The 2237-nt window shown below is 63.0% G+C and carries 3 protein-coding genes and 1 tRNA gene; 1 reads left to right on the forward strand and 3 read right to left on the reverse strand.

Annotation, left to right across the window (positions count from 1 at the left end; all coding sequences use genetic code 11):
• Nucleotides 1-142 precede the first annotated feature (142 nt).
• From EN879_RS32750 to EN879_RS32760, 3 genes are all read right to left on the reverse strand, one after another.
• The gene (locus EN879_RS32750; RefSeq protein ID WP_013529642.1) at nt 143-445 is read right to left on the reverse strand and encodes a DUF982 domain-containing protein; all 303 of its coding nucleotides are present in this window, start codon (nt 443-445) and stop codon (nt 143-145) included.
• A 258-nt stretch (nt 446-703) separates the two neighbouring features.
• Complete coding sequence (locus EN879_RS32755; RefSeq protein WP_013529641.1) at nt 704-928, reverse strand: alkylphosphonate utilization protein; 225 nt, start codon at nt 926-928, stop codon at nt 704-706.
• A gap of 112 nt (nt 929-1040) precedes the next feature.
• A tRNA-Ser gene (locus EN879_RS32760) sits at nt 1041-1130 on the reverse strand.
• A gap of 361 nt (nt 1131-1491) precedes the next feature.
• Between EN879_RS32760 and EN879_RS32765 the strand changes: the two genes are divergently transcribed.
• Nucleotides 1492-2196 (forward strand): hypothetical protein, encoded by a 705-nt coding sequence (locus tag EN879_RS32765; RefSeq protein ID WP_164919868.1) that lies wholly within the window; start codon nt 1492-1494, stop codon nt 2194-2196.
• The last annotated feature ends 41 nt before the right edge of the window (nt 2197-2237 follow it).

A 2237-nucleotide genomic window follows, 5' to 3' on the forward strand; every position in this document is an offset into this window, starting at 1 on the left:
CGCAGGGATTGTCGCGCAAGGCAGGCGGCCAGCCACAGGATTGCGATTTGCTTGCGAGCTGCCGGAAACGGGAAAGCCCGGCTGGGGCCAGCCGGGCCTTCTATGGTGGTGTGGCTTTAGCCGCCACGGAGGGTATCGATCTTCAGGCGGCGTAGCCGCCATAGCCACGCGCAACGGCGTGCACGCCCGCCACCGGCTCGAGGTCCGGCCACAGGATACAAGAAGCTTGCGCAAACTGGACGAGCGCGTGGCGGGCCTGCTCGATGGTCACATAGCCTGGGATGGCGAGTTCACATGCTTCCACCGCGTTGCGGTAGAGGGGGCCGCGGCGGGAGGTCGTCCAATTGGTAAGGAAGTCGTGCATTTCGGCCAGCGACGCAATCTCGCGCTTGAAGCCAAGGCCGACCGAGAGTGCGACCGGGGAATGAAACAGCTTGTCGTGCATGAAGCGGGCTCCTGGTTTTTTTGCGCGCTTGGAGAGATATCCGGCGGGTCCGCGAACGGGACGCCCTGAAACGCGCAACGAGGCCGGAGGTTCCAGACTTGGGTCTTGGCGGTTTTTGATTGTGCCTGGTCGGCGAAATTATCAATTTCGCAGCGCAACGATCATGTGCCGGACGCTCAACGGCTCCGCTTCCACTTGGCGACGGCAGGCTCTCCAAAATCCCGAAGGAGCCATCGAGATCGCTTGCCGCCCTGAGGCTCACGCCTTCTTCACGAACTCGGTCTTGAGCACCAGGCCTTTCACTTGCTTGGTGTTGCATTCGATCTCGCCGGGATTGCCGTTCAGGCGGATAGCCTTCACCAGCGTGCCGCGCTTGATCGTTTCCGAAGTGCCTTTGACTTTGAGGTCCTTGATCAGCGTGACGGAATCGCCGTCATTCAATTGAGCGCCATTGCTGTCGCGCACGATTACATCGTTCGGCATGCCATCTCCTGTGATTGGCAGGTTTCAAGGGCAGAGCGCGGCGGGATGTTTACCGCCCTGCTTCGCGCAAAGGCTCGGGCTTGTCCTGCGAAGCTCGTAGAGCGAAGCAGGATGGCGGAGAGAGCGGGATTCGAACCCGCGTTACGGTCTCCCGTAAACACACTTTCCAGGCGTGCGCCTTCAACCACTCGGCCACCTCTCCGTCCATGCATGTCGCGTCGGCCGGTTTTGCCGCGCGGGTTGGGGAGATGCACCTCCCTTGGGGCAAGACGAAACTTTCGCCATCGGCGTCGCCAACCAGCAAACGCCTTCCCCTGCACCTGAGCCGTCGAAGCAACAGGCGCGGGGCTCATCTAGTCGATCCGACGGCGAATGCCAAGCCATAACGGCAGTCTATTCGCTTTGCCGGCCACACAGTCTTTCACGAGGCCGCCGGCATGCCCGTTTTTGCGGGCGCCGCCGCTGCAATGGTGTGCACAGGCAGGACCGCAGGGACGGCCGCCCTTGACTTCCCCCGGAGTTGCCTGTCGGGTGCCGAGGCTTTGCGGGGGCATTGTGCGGACATGACATCGAGCAATGGACAGACGCCAGTCAGGCGGCCGGACAGCGGGCTGTCCTTCGTGCCGGTGGGCTGGCTTGTCTTCGTCATGGCGTGGTCAGTCTACGGCCTGATCTCCGTCTGGCCCGCGGTCGGCGCCACCGGCCTGCCAGACAGCGTGCTTTACCTTATCTATGGCGGGCTCGTCGTCGACATCGTCACCATCCTATGGGGGCTTTACCTGCTCGGCCTCGCCTTCGGCCGCTCGGCCCGCTTCCCGCGCCAGTTCACGATCTGGCAGATTGCCATAATCGTCGGGCTGCTGGTCATCCATGCCTATGCCCCTACGGTGCCGGGATTCGTCTTCTCGGGCCAGGCGCTTGTCATCACCGGCGCCGAAATCGCCATCGGCGCGCTCTGCATCTATCTGCTGCGCCATGGATCCGAAGCCGATGCCGTTTATGTCAATCCGAAAACCGAGAGCCCATCGGCCTTCGTCTCGGTCATCGCCGCGCTGCTCGGCATCGTCCTGGGCGCGGTCATCGGCGCCGTGGGCGGATTCGCCATCGGCTCGGTGATCGCCGATGCCACCGAGATGAGCTGTTTCGAGGGCGCCTGCGGCTATTTCGCCGTGTTCACCGGCCTGGCCGGTCTGGTGATCGGCGCCATCGGCGGCGGCGTTTTTGCTGTCTGGCGTGTCCACCGGCACAAAAGGAAGCCGGCCGCATAATTCGCGCGGGCAACAAATCCGGGTTCACACGGTCTTGGGAG

This window comes from Mesorhizobium sp. M7A.F.Ca.AU.002.02.1.1 (assembly GCF_003998535.1).
GTDB classification, from domain to species: Bacteria; Pseudomonadota; Alphaproteobacteria; order Rhizobiales; family Rhizobiaceae; genus Mesorhizobium; species Mesorhizobium ciceri.

Bases quoted from the DNA above. Each gene is read 5' to 3' on its own strand.
- EN879_RS32750 (WP_013529642.1), bottom strand. From the start codon at position 445: ATGCACGACAAGCTGTTTCATTCCCCGGTCGCACTCTCGGTCGGCCTT.
- EN879_RS32755 (WP_013529641.1), bottom strand. From the start codon at position 928: ATGCCGAACGATGTAATCGTGCGCGACAGCAATGGCGCTCAATTGAAT.
- EN879_RS32765 (WP_164919868.1), top strand. From the start codon at position 1,492: ATGACATCGAGCAATGGACAGACGCCAGTCAGGCGGCCGGACAGCGGG.